The organism is Streptomyces melanogenes (genome assembly GCF_014649795.1).
GTDB lineage: Bacteria > Actinomycetota > Actinomycetes > Streptomycetales > Streptomycetaceae > Streptomyces > Streptomyces noboritoensis.
This window is the reverse complement of the sequence record NZ_BMTS01000016.1, coordinates 130,341-146,925: the sequence shown is the minus strand read 5'-3', so window position 1 is coordinate 146,925 and position 16,585 is coordinate 130,341. Positions and strand designations below refer to the sequence as shown.

The 16,585-nt window shown below is 72.3% G+C and carries 14 protein-coding genes and 1 pseudogene; 12 read left to right on the top strand and 3 right to left on the bottom strand.

The features are described 5' to 3' along the window. Positions 1-60: 60 nt before the first annotated feature. Positions 61-1,353, top strand: a complete 1,293-nt coding sequence (locus IE252_RS30430; RefSeq protein WP_190092629.1) for a polysaccharide deacetylase family protein — start codon at positions 61-63, stop codon at positions 1,351-1,353. 27 nt (positions 1,354-1,380) lie between these two features. On the opposite strand, the gene IE252_RS30425 is transcribed toward IE252_RS30430, so the two are convergent. Further along, a complete protein-coding gene (locus IE252_RS30425; RefSeq protein ID WP_190092628.1) occupies positions 1,381-2,367 on the bottom strand; it encodes an ATP-binding protein in 987 nt (328 codons plus the stop codon). Between the two features lie 102 nt (positions 2,368-2,469). On the opposite strand from IE252_RS30425, the gene IE252_RS30420 reads away from it, so the two are divergent. Then, a complete protein-coding gene (locus tag IE252_RS30420; RefSeq protein WP_190092627.1) occupies positions 2,470-3,297 on the top strand; it encodes a Fic family protein in 828 nt (275 codons plus the stop codon). Between the two features lie 406 nt (positions 3,298-3,703). On the opposite strand, the gene IE252_RS30415 is transcribed toward IE252_RS30420, so the two are convergent. After that, the gene (locus IE252_RS30415; RefSeq protein WP_190092626.1) at positions 3,704-4,540 is read right to left on the bottom strand and encodes an HAD family hydrolase; all 837 of its coding nucleotides are present in this window, start codon (positions 4,538-4,540) and stop codon (positions 3,704-3,706) included. 457 nt (positions 4,541-4,997) lie between these two features. Here IE252_RS30415 and ssd point away from each other — a divergent pair, with 457 nt between their 5' ends. From ssd to IE252_RS30380, 7 genes and pseudogenes are all read left to right on the top strand, one after another. After that, a complete protein-coding gene (gene ssd / locus IE252_RS30410; RefSeq protein ID WP_190092625.1) occupies positions 4,998-6,089 on the top strand; it encodes a septum site-determining protein Ssd in 1,092 nt (363 codons plus the stop codon). A gap of 80 nt (positions 6,090-6,169) precedes the next feature. Further along, entirely contained in the window at positions 6,170-7,363 is a 1,194-nt protein-coding gene (locus IE252_RS30405; protein WP_229848878.1) for a TadA family conjugal transfer-associated ATPase, read from the top strand. Next, on the top strand, positions 7,360-8,238 hold the full coding sequence (locus tag IE252_RS30400) for a type II secretion system F family protein (protein WP_229848868.1): 879 nt from the start codon (positions 7,360-7,362) through the stop codon (positions 8,236-8,238). The genes IE252_RS30405 and IE252_RS30400 overlap by 4 nt, the downstream gene beginning before the upstream one ends. Before the next feature lie 68 nt (positions 8,239-8,306). Continuing rightward, complete coding sequence (locus IE252_RS30395) at positions 8,307-9,119, top strand: type II secretion system F family protein (RefSeq protein WP_190092623.1); 813 nt, start codon at positions 8,307-8,309, stop codon at positions 9,117-9,119. A gap of 111 nt (positions 9,120-9,230) precedes the next feature. Next, the gene (locus IE252_RS30390) at positions 9,231-9,437 is read left to right on the top strand and encodes a DUF4244 domain-containing protein (RefSeq protein ID WP_229848877.1); all 207 of its coding nucleotides are present in this window, start codon (positions 9,231-9,233) and stop codon (positions 9,435-9,437) included. Further along, entirely contained in the window at positions 9,424-9,903 is a 480-nt protein-coding gene (locus tag IE252_RS30385; RefSeq protein ID WP_308434572.1) for a TadE family type IV pilus minor pilin, read from the top strand. Before IE252_RS30390 ends, IE252_RS30385 begins: the two co-directional genes overlap by 14 nt. Beyond that, a pseudogene (locus IE252_RS30380) lies at positions 9,900-10,283 on the top strand (Rv3654c family TadE-like protein); the annotation flags it as partial. The gene IE252_RS30385 and the pseudogene IE252_RS30380, both read left to right, overlap by 4 nt. A gap of 43 nt (positions 10,284-10,326) precedes the next feature. Here IE252_RS30380 and sftH read toward each other — a convergent pair. After that, positions 10,327-12,918, bottom strand: coding sequence for a DEAD/DEAH box helicase (sftH, locus tag IE252_RS30375; protein ID WP_190092621.1), 2,592 nt, complete (start codon positions 12,916-12,918; stop codon positions 10,327-10,329). A 79-nt stretch (positions 12,919-12,997) separates the two neighbouring features. Here sftH and IE252_RS30370 point away from each other — a divergent pair, with 79 nt between their 5' ends. The 3 genes from IE252_RS30370 to IE252_RS30360 all read left to right on the top strand — a co-directional run bounded on the left by IE252_RS30370 (position 12,998) and on the right by IE252_RS30360 (position 16,524). Then, complete coding sequence (locus IE252_RS30370; protein WP_053728100.1) at positions 12,998-13,351, top strand: STAS domain-containing protein; 354 nt, start codon at positions 12,998-13,000, stop codon at positions 13,349-13,351. Positions 13,352-13,436: 85 nt separating this feature from the next. Beyond that, positions 13,437-13,880 (top strand): ATP-binding protein, encoded by a 444-nt coding sequence (locus IE252_RS30365; RefSeq protein ID WP_190092620.1) that lies wholly within the window; start codon positions 13,437-13,439, stop codon positions 13,878-13,880. A gap of 250 nt (positions 13,881-14,130) precedes the next feature. Next, positions 14,131-16,524 carry a sodium-translocating pyrophosphatase gene (locus IE252_RS30360; RefSeq protein WP_190092619.1) on the top strand — a complete coding sequence of 798 codons (2,394 nt, stop codon included), beginning with the start codon at positions 14,131-14,133 and terminating at the stop codon, positions 16,522-16,524. Positions 16,525-16,585: the final 61 nt, after the last annotated feature.

Here is a 16,585-nt window from a genome sequence, read left to right as displayed (position 1 = left end):
GATGACGTTCAGTGCGAGAGATCTTCGGATCTACTGATCTGCGAGGAAGAGGGTGGGCGGATGATGGCCGCCACGAAGAGGATCGCCACCGGGGCCGTCGTCGCCGCGCTGGTCGCGGGCGCCGCCGGATGCTCGGTGGGCAACGGGACCAAGGCGGCCGCGCCCGGCCCCGGAGCGGCCGGTGCCGCCGCCCCCAAGACGGCGGTGCGCCTGATCGGTGACGGCTCCACCGCGTTCACCGGACTCCAGCCCCATCTGCTGAAGCCGCGCAAACTGGCGCCCGGTCAGCAGCCCCCGCAGTTCGTCGTGTTCTCCTGGGACGGCGCGGGAGAGGACAGCCAGCAGCTGTTCTCCCACTTCCGCGAGGTCGGCAAGAAGTACAACGCGACGATGACGTACTTCCTCAGCGGTGTGTACATGCTCCCGGAGGAGAAGCGCGAGCGGTACACCGCGCCCAAGCACTCGGCGGGCAGCAGTGACATCGGGTTCAACGACCTGAAGGGCATCAAGGACACGGTCACCCAGCTGCGAGCCGCCTGGCAGGAGGGCAACGAGGTCGGCACCCACTTCAACGGCCACTTCTGCGGGAACGACGGCGGCGTCGGCACCTGGTCGGTGGACGAGTGGAAGAGCGAGATCGCCCAGGCCAAGTCGTTCGTGAAGAACTGGAAGTCGAACTCCGGGCTCACGGCGGAGGCGCCACTTCCGTTCGACTACGACAAGGAGCTCATCGGCGGCCGTACGCCCTGTCTGGAGGGCCGCAAGAACTTCGTGCAGGCGGCCGGCCAGCTCGGCTGGCGCTATGACACCAGCGGCGTCAACGACCAGGTGTGGCCGAAGAAGAACGACAACGGCGTCTGGGACCTGTCCATGCAGCTGGTGCCCGTCCCGGGCCGCGCCTTCCAGACGCTGTCGATGGACTACAACTTCTACATGAACCAGTCGGGCGCGGTGACGGGCGAGGCCGACCAGCACGAGTACTGGGGCAACCAGATGCGCGACGGCCTGCTCCAGGCCTTCGACCGCTCGTACAACGGCAACCGCGCGCCGCTGATCATCGGCAACCACTTCGAGTCCTGGAACGGCGGCACGTACATGCGGGCCGTCGAGGACACGATCAAGACGGTCTGCGTCAAGCGCGAGGTGCACTGCGTGTCGTTCCGTCAGCTCGCCGACTGGCTGGACGCGCAGGACGCGTCGACACTCGACAAATTCCGTCAGCTGAAGGTCGGCGAGGCGCCGAAGGGCGGCTGGACGGCCTTCCTGGCCGCCCAGCCCGCCGGGCCGGCCCAGCCGGTCCAGCCCGCCAAGCCGCTTCCGCAGCCCGGTCTCAAGCAGGCCGCCTCGCGCTGACCCCTTCCGCGAGCCGCGCTCGCGGGATCAGCTCGGCTGCGGAACGGCGAGTTCCTCCCGCAGCACGAAGGCGGGGTCGACCTGGGCCGCCAGGTCGGCGCCCGTCTTCGCGTTCCCCCAGCTCTCCGCGTTCTTCAGATGGAAGTGGACCATCTGGCGGGTGTACCGCTCCCAGTCGCGCGCCTCGTACGAGTCGTCCGCCGCGTTCTGCAGGGCCTGGAGGGCGAGCCGGTTGTCCGCCTCCAGGAGCTCGAAGCGCGGTGGGCGCCCCTTCTCCATCGCGCGCACCCAGTCGGAGTGGCCGACCGTGACCAGCAGGTCCTCGCCGACCTCGGAGCGCAGGAAGTCCAGGTCGTCCTGGCCCTGCACCTTGTTGCCGACGACCTTCAGAGCGACCCCGAAGTCCCGCGCGTACTCCTTGTACTGGCGGTATACGGACACGCCCTTGCGGGTCGGCTCGGCCACCAGGAACGTCATGTCGAAGCGCGTGAACATGCCGGAGGCGAACGAGTCCGACCCGGCCGTCATGTCGACGACGACGTACTCGTCCGGCCCGTCCACCAGGTGGTTCAGGCACAGCTCCACCGCCCCGACCTTCGAGTGGTAGCAGGCCACGCCCAGGTCGGACTCGTTGAACGGGCCGGTCGCCATCAGCCGGATGTCCCCGTCGTCGAGCACCACCCGCCGCGCGCACGCCTCGTACACCGGATTCGACTCGCGAATCCGCAGCAGCCGGGAGCCCTGGCCCGGAGGGGTCGTCTTGATCATCGTCTCGGCGGAGGTGATCCGGGGGTTGGTGCCGCGCAGATAGTCCTTGATCATCGGCAGTTGCGCGCCCAGCGCGGGCAGCGCGGCGGCCTCCGCCTCGTCGAGCCCGAGCGCGGCCCCGAGGTGCTGGTTGATGTCGGCGTCGACCGCGAGCACGGCGGCCTCGTTGGCGGTGAGGTGGCGGATGAAGAGCGAGGACAGCGTGGTCTTGCCGCTGCCGCCCTTGCCTACGAAAGCGATCTTCATGTTCACCAACGGTAATCGCGCGACAGCACGATGTAGGGGTGACGAGTGAAGAAGACCACTCGAAGGTGGGGTGTGGGCGCGGGGCGCGTAGCCTCCCTACTTATGAGTACGAACGCCTCGTCGGCCCCCGATCCGCTTGTCGCCCTGGGCTCGCTGCCGGGTGTCCCGGACGCCGTGGACTCCGTACGCAAAGCCGTCGACCGGGTCTACGGGCACCGGGTCATGCGGCGCCGCAGCAACGAGATCACCTCGGAGGCGGCGCTGCGCGGGGCGCGCGGCAGCGCGGCGCTCTCCGGCGCCGACTGGGCCCTTGAGGAGGTCCGGCGGCGCACCGACTTCGGCTCGGAGGCCGAGGCGCGCACGGTCGGCGCGGCCCTGCGGCTGACCGCCGAGGCCGGCCAGCTGCTCTCCATCTGGCGGCAGTCGCCGCTGCGGGTCCTCGCCCGGCTGCACCTGGTCGCGGCCGCCGACTCCGCCGACGTGGTGGGCCGTCCCCGTCAGCAGGGCGAGCCGGTGGACGAGCCGCTGATCGAGCTGCCGCTGCCGGACGCCGACGAGGTGGCGGGCCGTCTGGAAGGGCTCTCCCAGCTGATCATCGCGGGCTCCTCGGCCCCGGCGCTCGTCACGGCCGCCGTGGTGCACGGCGAACTGCTCGCCCTGCGTCCGTTCGGCTCGTACAACGGGCTGGTGGCGCGGGCCGCCGAGCGCATCGTGCTGATCGGTAGCGGTCTCGACCCGAAGTCGATCTGTCCGGCCGAGGTCGGCCATGCGGAGCAGGGGCGCGCGGCGTACGCGGCGGCGCTGGACGGCTATGCCTCGGGGACGCGGGAGGGCGTGGCGGCCTGGATCACCCACTGCGGGCGCTCGATCGAGCTCGGTGTGCGGGAGTCGACGGCCGTCTGCGAGGCGCTTCAGCGCGGAGCGGCGTAGGCGCCACGGCGCGGGGCGCTGGAAGGCGGGAGCCGGAAGGCGAAAGGTGCCGGAAAAGGGTTGCGGCGGTACCGGATCGGTACCGCCGCTGGCATGTTCACCGTGTTACCAAGCGTCCTCGAATGTTGCCCATCAGGTCGGGAACTTCTGCCCGTCACCTGGTGCGGCTGGCCCGTAATCGACGGGTCGACGTCGCGTGGGTGCTCGATGTCCATGCTCGGTCCGTGGGGCCGTGTTGCGTAGAAGGTGATCCTCTCGGATGTCCCAGGTCTCGCGGGCCGTTGCCTTATTTGTACTCCAGGCCGGGGTGAAGCGGAACCCCTGACTGCACTTCTTTACTTTTAGGTTCAAACAGGGCAGAACGGTCAGTGCTGATCGGAGGCCCCTCGGACGTGGTGCCTCTCGGTCAGCTCGCGGTCGCGGCGCGCCGCCGGCTCGCGTACCAGACGAGTCCGGCGGTGGCCGCCGCGGCGCCCACGGCCGCCGCCGCGACCAGTGCCGGTCGGGGCGGCATGGAGAGCGCGGGTAGCCGCTGCTTGAGCCGGACGGGCTTGTTAAAGATGAGAACCGGCCAATCTCTGATGGCCGCTTCGCGCCGGAGTGCCCGATCCGGGTTGACCGCGAAGGGATGGCCCACCGACTCCAGCATCGGGACGTCGGTCGCTGAGTCGCTGTACGCGTAGCAGCGGGCCAGGTCGTAGCCCTCGGACGCGGCGAGTGCCTTGACGGCCTCGGCCTTGGTGGGGCCGTAGGCGTAGTACTCGACGTCGCCCGTGAAGCAGCCGTCGGGGCCCACGACCATCCGGGTGGCCACCACGCGGTCCGCCCCGAGCAGCTCGCCGATCGGCTCGACCACCTCGGCGCCCGAGGTCGAGACGATCACGACGTCCCGGCCCGCGGTGTGGTGCTCCTCGATGAGGGAGGCGGCCTCGTCGTAGATGATCGGATCGATCAGGTCGTGGAGCGTCTCGGCGACGATCTCCTTCACCTGCTGGACGTTCCAGCCCTTGCAGAGCGCCGACAGGTACTCGCGCATCCGCTCCATCTGATCATGGTCAGCGCCGCCCGCGAGGAACACGAACTGTGCGTAGGCCGTACGCAGCACGGCCCGGCGGTTGATGAGTCCCCCTTGATAGAAGGACTTGCTGAACGTGAGAGTCGACGACTTGGCAATGACTGTCTTGTCCAAGTCGAAGAAGGCGGCGGTCCGCGGCAAGGAGTGGTTTTCCACGAGGGCGAGCATAGGCGCCCACCATTCGGCGTACGCTGGGGCGTGTGGGTTTGCCTGAGAAGGCTCTCGGGTACACCATGGAAGTCACGGATCGTTCGCGACCGTGCTAACCCGGTCCGGCTCCTCCCCCCCCGAGTCGGCCGGAGAGACGACCCCCGCTCTCCCCCCCGGCGGGGGTCGTCGCATGTCCGGATGCATTTTCGGGCCTCGCACACGATCCTCCACCCCTCCCTCGGGCCTCGTCGGCTCCTCCCTCTGCCCGTCCAGACTCGTCACGGAGCGTAATGGTTCCGGTGCGCTCTGGAAGTCACCGGTATAGGTGAACGGAATATTCACAACCGGCGAGTTGTCCACAGCTTTTGACCAAGATCCACTTAATTTCCGGAACCGCTCCACCGTGATTCCAGTTCGCGAGATCCGCGGACGCCAGGAATCGCAGTGAGAGGGGGCGGAGATCGTGGACGGACCCATGGCTTCCGACCGGTCGGCGGGTGCTCAGGGGCGGCGTGCGGGGCCGCTGATCGTGACCGAGGACGAGGCGCTGCTCGACGATCTGCTGCGGCTGTGCGCCGCCGCCGGAGCCGAGCCGGAGGTGCACCACTCGTTGCCCGAGCGCCGGTCCGGCTGGGAGAGCGCACCGCTGATCCTGGTCGGCGACGACGCGGCCGTCCGGGTGCGCGGCGCCGTGCGAAGGCGCGGAGTGCTGCTCGTCGGGCGGGACCAGGACGACCCCGGGGTGTGGCAGCGCGCGGTCGAGATCGGCGCCGACCACGTGCTGCGGCTGCCCGACGCGGAGCAGTGGCTGGTGGACCGGATCGCGGACGCGGCGGAGGGCGTGGGCCGCCAGGCGCTGACCGTCGGAGTCGTCGGCGGGCGGGGCGGAGCCGGTGCGTCGACGCTGGCCTGCGCCCTGGCGGTGACCGCGGCGAGGTCCGGCCGGCGCACCATGCTCATCGACGGCGACCCCTTGGGGGGCGGCCTCGACGTGCTGCTCGGCGGCGAACAGGCCGAGGGCAGACGGTGGCCGGATTTCGCCGCTTCCCGTGGCCGGGTCGCCGGAGGAGCGCTGGAGGAGTCGCTGCCGCATCTGCACGCGCTGCGCGTGCTGAGTTGGGACCGGGGCGACTCGGTGGCGATCCCGGCGGAGGCGATGCGGGCGGTCCTCGCGGCCGCGCGCAGACGCGGCGGCGTCGTGGTCGTCGACCTGCCCAGGCGCGTGGACGACGCGGTGGCGGAGGCGCTGGCCCAGCTCGACCTGGGGCTGCTGGTCGTCCCCGCCGAACTGCGGGCGGTCGCGGCGGCCAACCGGGTCGCCTCCTCGGTCGGCATGGTGCTGCGGGACCTGCGGGCGGTGGTGCGCGGTCCGTACGCGGCGGGGCTGGACGAGCAGTGGGTGGCGGCCGCCCTCGGGCTCCCGCTGGCCGGTGAACTCCCGGTGGAGTACGGCCTGCTGGAGGCCCAGGAGAAGGGGTCCCCACCGGGCAGCGAAGTGCGCGGCCCTCTCTCCCGCTTCTGCACGGCCTTCTGGGAGCAGGCGCTGATGGGGGGTGCGGTCGCATGAGCACGGGTCGCGCGCGTACGGGTCGCCTGAGTGCGGGTCGTGTGGATACGGGGCGCATGAGCGCGGGGACGGGCGCGGGGATGCCTCCCGGTGGTGTGCCGGGCGGGCCGGGTCCGGTCGGGGCGTCGCCGAGGCCGCTGCTCGACGCGGTGCGCCAACAGCTCGCGGAGAGCGGGGCCGAGCCCACCCCGGCCCGGGTCGCGGCGGCGCTGCGGGCCCAGGGCAGGCTCCTGGGCGACGCGGAAATCCTGGGCGGTGCGGAGGAGTTGCGCTCCGAGCTGGTCGGTACGGGCCCGCTGGAGCCGCTGCTCGCCGATCCCGCGGTGACGGACGTCCTGGTGTCGGCCCCGGACCGGGTCTGGGTGGACCGGGGCGCCGGGCTCGAACTCACGGGGGTCCGCTTCAGCGACACGGCCGCGGTGCGCCGACTGGCCCAGCGGCTGGCGGCGGTCGCCGGGCGGCGCCTCGACGACGCCCGGCCGTGGGTGGACGCCCGGTTGCCCGACGGGACCCGCATGCACGCGGTGCTGGCACCGGTCGCGGTCGGGGCGGACTGCCTGTCGCTGCGGGTGGTGCGGCCGAGGGCGTTCTCACTGGACGAACTGGTGGCGGCCGGGACGGTGCCGCCGGGTGGGGACGGGGTGCTGCGGGCGCTGATCGGTGCCCGGGTCTCGTTCCTGGTGAGCGGGGGTACGGGCTCCGGCAAGACGACCCTGCTGTCGACGCTCCTCGGCCTCGTCGGAGAGCGCGAGCGGATCGTCCTGGCCGAGGACTCGGCCGAGTTGAGGCCCGACCACCCCCATGTGGTGCGGCTGGAGTCACGGCCCGCCAACCAGGAGGGCGCGGGCCTGGTGACCCTGCGGGACCTGGTGCGCCAGGCCCTGCGCATGCGCCCGGACCGGCTGGTCGTGGGCGAGGTGCGCGGCGCCGAGGTCACCGACCTGCTGGCCGCGCTCAACACCGGCCACGAGGGCGGCTGCGGCACGGTGCACGCGAACACCGCCGCGGACGTCCCCGCCCGTCTGGAGGCCCTGGGCACGGCGGCCGGGCTCGACCGGGCGGCCCTGCACAGCCAGTTGGCGGCGGCGCTCTCGGTGGTGCTCCATCTCGTACGGGACAGGGCCGGGCGGCGCCGGGTCGCCGAGGTCAGGGTCCTCGAACGGGACGCGGCGGGGCTTGTGGTGGCCGTCCCGGCGCTGCGCTGGGGCACGGGCGGCTTCGTCCAGGAGCGCGGCTGGGAACGGCTGCGGGTGCTGCTCGGAGGTGCCTGGTGACGGCCTGGACGGGCCCGGGGGCACCCGGGCCGCTCACTCCGGCCTCGGCGGCGGCCGTGTGCGCGTTCGCGGCGGCCTGGCTCTCGGTGGGGCGGGAGCAGGGGCTGCGCAGGGCACGGCTGATCGTCGCGGGAGGAGTGGTGGAGCCAGAGGAGCCGCCGTGGGGGCGGCTTCGGGAGCGGCTGCGCGCCAAGGCACGGCCGGAGTGGCTGTGTCTGCCGGTCGCGGTGGTCGTGGCGGTCCTGGCGGGTTCGGTGCTGCCTCTGGCCGCCGGGGCGGTGGCGGTGCCGCTGGTGGGGCGGCGGCTGCGGGCCCGCGAGCGGGAGCGGGCGAAGTGGCGCCGGGGCGACGAGGTGGTCGCCTGGTGCGGCGCGGTCGCCGGGGAGCTGCGGGCGGGCCGCCAGCCCGGCCAGGCGCTGACGCTGGCCACCCGGGACACGGAGGCGCTGGGCGGGGCCGAGCCACGGGTGCTGGCGGCGGCGCGGTTCGGCGGCGATGTGCCCGGCGCCCTGCGGGAGGCGGCCCGGGAGCCGGGCGCGGAGGGGCTCGCGGGAGTGGCCGCGTGCTGGCAGGTGGCGGTCGACGGCGGCGCGGGCCTCGCGGCCGGCCTGGAGCGCCTGGAGGCGGCGCTGCGGGCCGATCGGGACCAACGGGAGGAGCTGAGAGCCCAGTTGGCCGGGCCGCGCACGACGGCCGCGCTGCTGGCCCTGCTGCCGGTCCTCGGCCTCCTGCTCGGCACGGCGATGGGCGCGAAACCCCTGCGCGTGCTGCTGCACACCCCCGCCGGGCTCGGCTGTCTGGCTCTGGCCGGAGTACTGGAGGCGGCGGGGCTGTACTGGACGGCGCGGATCACCCGGGCGGGGGAGCGGCGGTGAGCGGGCGGCTCGGACTCGGTGGCGCGGGCGGCGAAGCGCTCCGAGATGTTTTCCACAGGCTGGGGGTGATGGCGGCGATCGCGGCCCTCGTCCTGTGGACAGGGCTGGAGTTGGCCCGCCGGGGGCGGGAGCGGGCGGTGCGGCGGCGGGTGGACCTGCTGGTGAGGGCGGAGGTAGGGGCCACGAGGCGGGACGGGGAGAGGGCCCGGCTGCTGGGCACTTGGCATCGGGGCCCCTGGTCGCCGGTCGCCCGGCTGATGGGCGGTGCCGCGGCGCGCGGGACGCTCGTGCGGGCCTGGGCCGGGCCGCTGGGAGTGCTGGCCGCCGCATACGTACTGATCGGCGGGGTGCCAGGAGCCGTGGTGGGGCTGGCTGCGGCGTACGGGGCCCGGCGCTGGGCCCGGCGCCGGAAGCCGCAACGGGCCCGCCCGGGGGCCGAGTCGGTGGACCCGGAACTGCCGCTCGCGGCCGATTTGCTGGCCGCCTGTCTGTCGGCCGGAGCGGGACCGCGCGAGGCGGCCGGAGCCGTGGGGGAGTCGCTGGACGGTCCGGTGGGGCGACGGCTGGCCCAGATCGCCGTCGAGCTGCGGCTGGGCGGCGAACCGGCCGAGGCGTGGGGGAGGTTGGGCGCGATACCGGGCGCGGCCGGGCTGGCCCGGTGCCTGGAGCGGGCCGCGTCCTCGGGGGCGCCCGCGGCGGGCCCGGTCGGACGGGTGGCCGAGCGCTGCCGGGCCGAGCGGGCCCGGACGACGGCCGCCCGGGCCCGCCGGGCGGGCGTCCTGATCACCGGGCCGCTGGGGCTCTGCTTCCTGCCCGCGTTCCTGGCCGCCGGGGTGGCGCCGGTGGTGATCGGACTGGCGGGCGGGTTGCTCAAGCGCTGATGCGCGGGCCGAGGACACGGGCTTCGACGGCTCACTCCAACACGAAACAGCTCAACACAGTCAGTAGCTCAAGAGCAGGACTCACACATGGGGGTTGGGATGAACACATGGATGCGGTGCTTCGCCCATCGGGCGGTGGCACGGGTGCGAGTGCGGGTGCGCGGGCACGGGGACGCCGGGATGACGACCAGCGAGTACGCGGTCGGAACGATCGCCGCGTGCGGCTTCGCGGCGGTGCTCTACAAGGTGGTGACGAGCGGGGCCGTCTCGTCGGCGCTTCAGTCGGTGGTGGAGAGGGCGCTCGATGCGCAGTTCTGAGGGCGATGCTTCCGGGCTGGGCGACGGTCGGCCCGGGAGAGGACGGGGGCTGGGCGGCGGCCGGTGGCGTCGGCTCGCCGGGCGGGGCCTCAAGGCTGACCGGGACGCCGACCAGGGCTTCGTGACGGCCGAGGCGGCCGTGGTGATCCCCACGCTGGCCGCGTTCGCCCTGGCCCTGATGTGGGGGCTGATGGCGGCCGTCGCGCAGATCGAGTGCCTGGACGCGGCCAGGGCGGGGGCCCGGGCGGCCGCGCGCTCCGAGGCCGAGCCGGCGGTGCTGGCCGCCGCCCGCTCGGCGGCCCCGGCCGGGGCGCGGGTCGAGCTCCGCCGGGACGGCGACCTGTGGCGCGTACGCGTGGAGGCCCCGACTCCCGGACCCCGCGCACTGGCCCTGACGCTGAGCGGGGACGCGGCCGCGCTGGCGGAGGACACGGTGGGGGAGCCCATGGTGGGGGAGGAGCGATGAGGCCCGGGTCGATGATGCGCGGTGTTCTCGCAGAAGGCCTTCGCGCCCGAGGCCGGAGACTTCGTGGAGGACGAGCGAGGGGGCTTGCGGCGAGCGGGAGCCCGGCAGAGGGCCACTCGGCTCACGCCCGGGACCGGGGCTCGGCGTCCATCTGGGTGGCGGTGGCCGCCTCCGCCCTCTGCGTCGTCTTCGCCGCCGTCCTCGCCCTCGGGCAGGCCGTGGCGGCTCGGCACCGGTCGGGCGGTGCGGCGGACATGGCCGCGCTGGCCGCGGCCGACCGGGCGCTGTGGGGGACGGCCGAAGCCTGCGCCGGGGCGGCCAGGGTGGCCGGGGCGCAGGGCGGCGAGGTGGTGCGGTGCACGGTGACCGGGGAGATCGCCGACGTGACCGTACGGGCGAGATTCGGCCCGTACGGCCCGGAGGTCAGGTCGCGGGCGGGCCCGGCGGCTCCTCCTCCGTACCGCTTCCTGCCGCAGCGCCCGGTTCGGGAGCAGCCCCACGGTCCCGAGTCGCGGGCTCCCCGGCCGTCGGCTCCACCGGGGCCTCCGGGACCGTCACCTCCGGCGCCCCGCGCAGGAGTTCCGTGAGGAGGCGGACCGCGCCCCGTTTGTGGAGCGGGTCGTTGCCGTTGCCGCATTTGGGGGACTGGACGCAGGACGGGCAGCCCGCCTCGCACTCGCAGGACGCGATGGCCTCGCGGGTCGCGGTCAGCCACTCCCGCGCGGTGTGGAAGGCGCGCTCCGCGAACCCGGCGCCGCCCGGATGGCCGTCGTACACGAAGACCGTCGGCAGCAGGGTGTCCGGGTGCAGCGGGATGGAGACGCCGCCGATGTCCCAGCGGTCGCAGGTGGCGAAGAGCGGCAGCATGCCGATGGAGGCGTGCTCGGCGGCGTGCAGGGCGCCTCCGAGGATCTCCGGGTTGATCCGGGCGGCGTCGAGCTGGTCCTCGGTGACCGTCCACCACACGGCCCGGGTGCGCAGGGTGCGGGGCGGCAGGTCCAGCTTGGTCTCGCCGAGCACCTCGCCGGTGATGAGTTTGCGGCGCAGGAAGGAGACGACCTGGTTGGTGACCTCGACGGAGCCGTAGCAGAGGCGGCCGGCTCCCCAGGCGATCTCGGTGTCGGTTTCGAGTACGGAGATGGAGGTGGTGTCACGGGCGACGGTCGAATAGGGCGGGCTGGCCTCCTCGACGAGGGCGACCGAGCCGTCGGGGTCGTCCAGGTCCAGACGCTTCACCAGGTACGTACGGCCCTGGTGGAGGTGGACGGCGCCGTCGTGGACGGCGGTGTGGGCGGCGGACACGTCGACCGTGCCGAGCAGCCGTCCCGTCGACGCCTCGACGATCTGGACCGGGCGGCCCGACTCGCCCCGGATGTCGGTGAGGTCGGCGGCCCGCTCGCGGCGGGTCCAGTGCCAGCCCGACGCCCGGCGCCGGAGCAGCTTCGCGGCCTCCAGCTGCGGCATCAGGCCGGGGCTCGCCGGACCGAAGAGCTCCAGGTCGGCCTCGGTGAGCGGCAGCTCGGCGGCGGCGGCGCACAGGTGCGGGGCGAGGACGTACGGGTTGTCCGGGTCGAGCACGGTCGACTCGACGGGCCGCTGGAACAGCGCCTCGGGGTGGTGGACGAGGTAGGTGTCCAGCGGGTCGTCCCGGGCGACCAGGATCGCCAGGGCGCCCTCGCCCGACCGCCCGGCCCGCCCCGCCTGCTGCCACAGCGAGGCGCGGGTGCCGGGGTAGCCGCAGATGACCACGGCGTCCAGGCCCGACACGTCGATGCCGAGCTCCAGGGCGGAGGTGGCGGCGAGGCCTAGGAGCTCGCCGGAGTGCAGGGCCTGCTCCAGGGCCCGGCGCTCCTCGGGGAGGTAGCCGCCCCGGTAGGCGGCGACGCGGCGGGCCAGGGTGCGGTCCACCTCGTACAGCCGTTCCTGGGCGATCACGGCGACCAGCTCGGCGCCGCGCCGGGAGCGGACGAAGGCGACGGTGCGGACGCCCTGGACGGCCAGGTCGGTGAGGAGGTCGGCGGTCTCGGCGGTGGCCGTGCGGCGGACGGGGGCGCCCTTCTCGCCGTGCAGGTCGGTGAGCGGCGGCTCCCACAGGGCGAAGACCAGTTCGCCGCGCGGGGAGGCGTCGTCGGCGACCTCGACGACGGGCAGGCCGGTCAGCCGGTGGGCTGCCACGGACGGCTGCGCCGCGGTGGCGGAGGCGAGGAGGAAGACGGGGTTCGCGCCGTAGCGGGCGCACAGGCGGCGCAGGCGCCGCAGGACCTGGGCGACGTGGGAGCCGAAGACGCCCCGGTAGGTGTGGCACTCGTCGATGACGACATAGCGCAGCGCGCGCAGGAAGGAGGACCACCTGGGGTGGGCGGGGAGTATGCCCCGGTGCAGCATGTCCGGATTGGTGAGGACGTAGTTGGCGTACTGGCGCACCCATTCGCGTTCCTCGACCGGTGTGTCGCCGTCGTAGACGGCGGGCCGGATCGCGTTGCCCAGGGGCTGGGCGAGGGCCTTCACCGAGCGGCGCTGGTCGGCTGCCAGGGCCTTGGTGGGGGCCAGGTAGAGGGCGGTGGCGCCGCGTCCGTTCGGGGCCTCGGAGCCGTCCAGGAGGGTGCTGAGGACCGGGGCGAGGTAGGCCAGGGACTTGCCGGAGGCGGTTCCGGTGGCGATCACGACGGATTCGCCGTCCAGGGCGTGCTCGGCGGCGGCCGCCTGGTGGGCCCAGGGGTGTTCCACGCCTGCCCGCTGAATGGCGTTGATCACTTCTGGGCGGATGCGGTGCGGCCAGACCGCATGACGGCCCTCACGCGGGGGCAAGTGCTCCGTATGAGTGATGCGCGCAGCCCGGTCCGCTCCCGAGGCGAGCCGATGCAGGACCGTGCCGGGGTCGGGTCGTTCACCCGTGCCCTTGGCGGGTGTTCTGGGGCGGAGATTCCTGGCCATCGGCACCGAGTGTGTCACTGGCGTGACGGACAATGGTCCCAAGGCGTCGTGCATGGCTGCTGGTAAGTGATTGAATGCCATCGCGGCTGGCGATCCGTTCTCTGGCTCCGCCGGGGAGACTCAGGGGGCGGCCGCTCGATAGCAAGGTGCTGGAGGATCCGTGGACCTGTCCCTGTCGACTCGCAATGTGTCCGGCCCTGGTGGCGACCGTACGGTCGTCGAGGTCGGTGGCGAGATTGATGTGTATACCGCGCCCAAGCTGCGCGAGCAGTTGGTCGAGTTGGTGAACGACGGCAGCTACCACCTGGTTGTCGACATGGAGGGCGTGGACTTCCTCGACTCCACCGGCCTCGGCGTGCTCGTGGGCGGACTCAAGCGTGTCCGTGCCCACGAGGGCTCCCTGCGGCTGGTCTGCAACCAGGAGCGCATTCTGAAGATCTTCCGGATCACCGGGCTCACCAAGGTGTTCCCGATCCACGGCTCGGTCGACGAAGCCGTCAACGCCACTGACTGACGGCTCCGGAGGAAGGACAGGGGCACCGGGCTCCTCATCGCCCGGGGCCCCTGAGAAGCACGCCCGTACGTCCGAGGGGGATCGCATGGCCACCGTTGAACTCCGCTTCAGCGCCCAGCCCGAACACGTCCGGACGGCCCGCCTGGTGGCGGCCGCCGTGGCGCGCCGAGCCGGGGTGGACGAGGCGGTCCTCGACGAGGTCAGGCTCGCCGTCGGCGAGGCGTGCAGCCGTGCTGTGGGGCTGCACCGTGCGTACGGGGTGACGGCGCCGGTGCGCGTCGCGCTGACCGAGGAGGAGAAGGCGTTCTCCATCGAGGTCGGCGACGAGGTGCCCGGTCCGGGTTCCGGGGGTGCCGCGCCGGGTGTGCGCGGCGCCACGGCCGACGAGGAGCCGGACGACGGCGGGGAGGACGGGATGGGCCTCGCGGTCATCAGCGGCCTCGTCGACGACGTGGAGGTCACTTCGGACGAGTCCGGTGGTGTCATCCGCATGACCTGGCCGATCACCGGGGCGACCGCCGAGCCCTGACCGACCCGTACAACCCCCGCTGTACAGGCCCTGCTGAGCAGGGCCTTTTTCATTTTTGGCGATTATTCTCTAGATCGTTGATCAGGCGTCAATGCTTTTGCCCCATTACCGCTTTCGAGGGCCTTTTCGTGGCGCGATCATTTGCTGAGTAGCAACTGAAGGTCAATTCCGCTAACCGCGCCCTGTTTTGATCGTGTTCCGCTCCCTACAATCCGTCCACATCTTGGGCTCTGAACGTCAAGGAGGACGAATGGCGGGGCTCTTCAACCCACAAGAACTCGATCACCCCACTTCACTCGCGGCCGCGGTTCTGACCGACGACAACCGATTGATCGTGATCGTCATCGCGGCCGTGGCCCTCGCGGCCCTGGTCGTGGCCCAACTGCTGGTCCGCCAGGTGCTGGCGGCCGGCGAGGGCACCGAGTCGATGAAGAAGATCGCGGCAGCCGTACAGGAAGGCGCGAATGCCTATCTGGCCCGGCAGCTGCGCACCCTCGGCGTCTTCGCCGTCGTGGTGTTCTTCCTGCTCTTCCTGCTGCCGGCCGACAACTGGTCGCAGCGCGCGGGCCGGTCGGCCTTCTTCCTGATCGGCGCGCTCTTCTCGGCGACGACCGGATACGTCGGCATGCGACTGGCCGTACGCGCGAATGTGCGCGTGGCGGCCGCTGCCCGCGAGGCGACCCCCGCGGAAGGCGAACCCGAAAAAGATCTCACGACTGTCTCGCACACAGCCATGAAGATCGCTTTCCGTACGGGCGGCGTGGTCGGCATGTTCACGGTGGGCCTCGGCCTGCTGGGTGCCTCCTGCGTCGTCCTGGTCTACGCCGCGGACGCCCCGAAGGTGCTGGAGGGCTTCGGCCTCGGCGCCGCGCTGATCGCCATGTTCATGCGTGTCGGCGGCGGCATCTTCACCAAGGCGGCGGACGTCGGCGCCGACCTCGTCGGCAAGGTGGAACAGGGCATTCCGGAGGACGACCCGAGGAACGCCGCCACCATCGCCGACAACGTCGGCGACAACGTCGGTGACTGCGCGGGCATGGCGGCGGACCTCTTCGAGTCCTACGCCGTGACCCTGGTCGCCGCACTGATCCTCGGCAAGGCGGCCTTCGGCGACTCGGGCCTCGCCTTCCCGCTGATCGTCCCGGCGATCGGCGTGGTCACCGCGATGATCGGCATCTTCGCGGTCGCCCCGCGGCGCGCCGACCGCAGCGGGATGTCCGCCATCAACCGCGGCTTCTTCATCTCCGCGGTGATCTCGCTGACCATGGTGGCGGCGGCGGTCTACATCTACCTGCCGTCCACGTACGCCGAGTTGGACGGGGTCACCGACGCCGCCATCAAGGCGCACGACGGCGACCCGCGGGTCCTGGCGCTGGTCGCGGTGGCCATCGGCATCGTGCTCGCGGCCGTCATCCAGCAGCTGACCGGGTACTTCACCGAGACCACCCGGCGCCCCGTCCGCGACATCGGCAAGTCGTCGCTCACGGGCCCCGCGACGGTCGTCCTGGCCGGTATCTCCATCGGCCTGGAGTCCGCCGTCTACACGGCCCTCCTGATCGGTCTGAGCGTCTACGGGGCCTTCCTGCTCGGCGGTACGTCGATCATGCTCGCCCTGTTCGCGGTGGCGCTGGCCGGCACCGGTCTGCTCACCACGGTCGGCGTGATCGTCGCCATGGACACGTTCGGCCCGGTCTCCGACAACGCGCAGGGCATCGCCGAGATGTCCGGCGACGTCGAGGGCGCCGGTGCCCAGGTCCTCACCGACCTGGACGCCGTCGGCAACACCACCAAGGCCATCACCAAGGGCATCGCCATCGCCACCGCGGTCCTCGCGGCGGCGGCGCTCTACGGCTCGTACCGCGACGCCATCGCCACCGCGGTGAACGACGTGGGCGCCAAGTCCAGCGAGATGACCCTCAGCATGGACATCTCGCAGCCCAACAACCTGGTCGGCCTGATGCTGGGCGCGGCGGTCGTGTTCCTCTTCTCGGGCCTCGCGATCAACGCGGTGTCCCGGTCGGCGGGCGCGGTCGTCTTCGAGGTGCGGCGGCAGTTCCGCGAGCACCCCGGGATCATGGACTACAGCGAGCAGCCGGAGTACGGCCGAGTCGTCGACATCTGTACGAAGGACGCACTCCGCGAGCTGGCGACCCCCGGCTTGCTCGCGGTGCTGGCGCCCATCGCGGTCGGCTTCACGTTCGGCGTCGGCGCGCTCGGCTCGTACCTGGCGGGCGCGATCGGCACCGGCACGCTGATGGCCGTCTTCCTCGCCAACTCCGGTGGCGCGTGGGACAACGCCAAGAAGATGGTCGAGGACGGCAACTTCGGCGGCAAGGGCAGTGAGGCCCATGCCGCCACCGTCATCGGCGACACGGTGGGCGACCCGTTCAAGGACACCGCGGGCCCGGCCATCAACCCGCTCCTGAAGGTGATGAACCTGGTGGCGCTGCTCATCGCGCCCGCCGTGGTCAAGTTCAGCTACGGGGCGGACGCCAGCCCCGGAGTGCGCGCGGTCGTCGCGGTGCTGGCCACGGCCGTCATCGTCGGCGCGGTGTACGTCTCCAAGCGCCGCGGAGTGGCGGTGGGCGACGAGGGAAACCACGAGATGACCGCCAAGTCGCCTGACCCTGCGGTCGTTTCCTAGCGAAGTCACGGCAAGGACGGGCGGGCGGTGCGGATTGACGCACCGTCCGCCCGTCGCTTTG